The sequence below is a fragment of the Cohnella thermotolerans DSM 17683 genome, assembly GCF_000429825.1.
GTDB lineage: Bacteria > Bacillota > Bacilli > Paenibacillales > Paenibacillaceae > Cohnella > Cohnella thermotolerans.
This window is the reverse complement of record NZ_AUCP01000130.1, coordinates 1-2,084: the sequence shown is the minus strand read 5'-3', so window position 1 is coordinate 2,084 and position 2,084 is coordinate 1. Positions and strand designations below refer to the sequence as shown.

Genomic DNA, 2,084 nt, shown 5'->3' with positions numbered 1-2,084 from the left:
ATCGGTCATGGTACCAAACGTTCGGATTTCTTTACCTTCCGGAGTGATAGTACAGGCAACGATGTTCTTTTTGTGAACGTCAAGCCCGCAAACATTATAATGCTCCCATAGGCTGAGACACAGGAGCGTGAAAAATAAGTTATACTGAGATCATGGAAAAACGAAACCGATACGCTGCAGAATTCAACACAAAGTCCAATTACTATGGAAAAAGTGTAACCATATCGAACTTTTATATCGGCAAATATGAGGTAACTCAAAAAGAGTGGATTGAGGTAATGGGAAGTAATCCCTCAGAATTCAAAGGCGACAATTTGCCGGTAGAAATGGTAAGCTGGTATGACGTTGTTGAGTACTGTAATAAAAGGAGTATAAAAGAGGGCTTAAAACCGTATTACAATATAGATAAGAATAGAAAAGACCCAAATAACAAGAGTGATAACGATAATATTAAATGGACAGTAACGATCAATGAGGGAGCTAATGGTTACCGATTGCCGACAGAAGCGGAGTGGGAATATGCTGCAGGTGGAGGTCAGTTGAGCAAGAGTTACACATACAGCGGAAGCAATAATGCAGATGAAGTAGCATGGTATTGGAGAAACGCTGGAGATAAATACTTATCAGGAGAATGGAACTGGCCTATCATAGAAAGCAACAATAATAAAACAAAATCTGTCGGTATCAAGAAACCTAACGAGTTAGGACTTTACGATATGTCAGGTAATGTAAGGGAATGGTGCTGGAATTGGTACGGAGACGGCTTGGATAGCGATAGCGGTTCTTTCCGGGTTGTGAAGGGCGGCGGTTGGATCGGCGACGTCAGCAACAACGAGATATCTTTTCGGGGCAAGTTCGAGGCGAGTGGCATTGGCCCCGATCAAGGTTTTCGTGTGATTCGCGGCGAGTAATTGGGAACAAGACACACCAAGCATAATCGAAAAAATCTACTGATAGGAAAGGGGGGGATCAGAAACCTTGGCATTCCTGTATCCGTCAATCTGACAGGTGCTGAAATCCTCAAACTGAAACTCGTTGGTAACGAGAGCGCCTTCTATAATGTCATTCTTACAGGGATTCAATAAATCGGTTTATTCAAAACTCGATTCATGCGATACAAACTATTCAGATGAAGGTATCCTTTTTGGATAAAAAACTGATAGTTTGCTGTTTCTGTCGAATCGTTGCCAACAGTTCCTTTGCGTCACCTTATTGCCGGTTCGAAAATGAGATGGGCGGTCTCGCGTACTCGATTAAGAGCAAAGAACTTTGATTCGGCCTAAAGCGCGAATTAAAGTTCTTTAATTTTTTTCAAAAAGGTAAAGCTGTATTCTTAATTGCTTTAAATGGGCAATTGGGAGGATTGTGTCGTATTTATGGAGAAACTTATTAGTAAATAAGTCACATGTATTTTTTGGCGGGGGTTATATATGTCTGCTGAATTAAAGGATGTTTTGCAATATTTTATTCGATATTTTGCTGGGATTGGTCTAGCGCGCATCGGAATGATCCCACCTATCATGATATTATTATAAAAGAGCACGAGTTTGGCATGAGTTGGAATCTCAACAACACAGCGACTTGGGCCATTGACAGCAATTCCGTCCATCAAGCAGGATGTATTCATACATGTCAAGGTCTTGAGTTCGATTACGTGGGTGTCATTATCGGCGACGACCTTAGGTATATCGACGGGAAACTTACAACGGATTATACGAAGAGAGCAAAGACGGATCAATCACTTAAAGGGATTTCTAAGCTTATTAAACAAGATAAGGCTAAGGGTGAACGGCTGGCCGATGAGATCATTCGAAATACCTACCGCACTCTGATGACTCGCGGCCAGAAGGGTTGTTTTATTTATTGTACGGACAAAAGGTTGGAGGGTTATTTTAGGGAGAGATTGGCGAGACTTGCAGCTATATAAGTTGAACTAAAGACAATTGGAAGGAACTAGAGCACCAATGTCGCAAATATCAAAGGAGGCAAAAACATTATGAAAATCATTGTTACCAGTATATTCGTTCAAGATCAAGACAAGGCATTGGAGTTTTATACAAAAACGCTGGGCTTTGTAAAAAAAA

General features: G+C 41.0%; 2 protein-coding genes and 1 pseudogene. All 3 read left to right on the top strand.

From position 1 onward, the window contains the following. Positions 1-152 precede the first annotated feature (152 nt). Entirely contained in the window at positions 153-911 is a 759-nt protein-coding gene (locus G485_RS27180; RefSeq protein ID WP_240489190.1) for a formylglycine-generating enzyme family protein, read from the top strand. Positions 912-1,474: 563 nt separating this feature from the next. Continuing rightward, positions 1,475-1,927, top strand: a pseudogene (locus G485_RS0117330) (DNA/RNA helicase domain-containing protein); the annotation flags it as partial. A 69-nt stretch (positions 1,928-1,996) separates the two neighbouring features. Further along, positions 1,997-2,084: VOC family protein (locus G485_RS27175; protein WP_035157024.1), on the top strand; the 88-nt coding region annotated here is incomplete at its 3' end.

Excerpts from the sequence above, each read along its gene's own strand:
- G485_RS27180 (WP_240489190.1), top strand. The coding sequence starts at position 153 with ATGGAAAAACGAAACCGATACGCTGCAGAATTCAACACAAAGTCCAAT.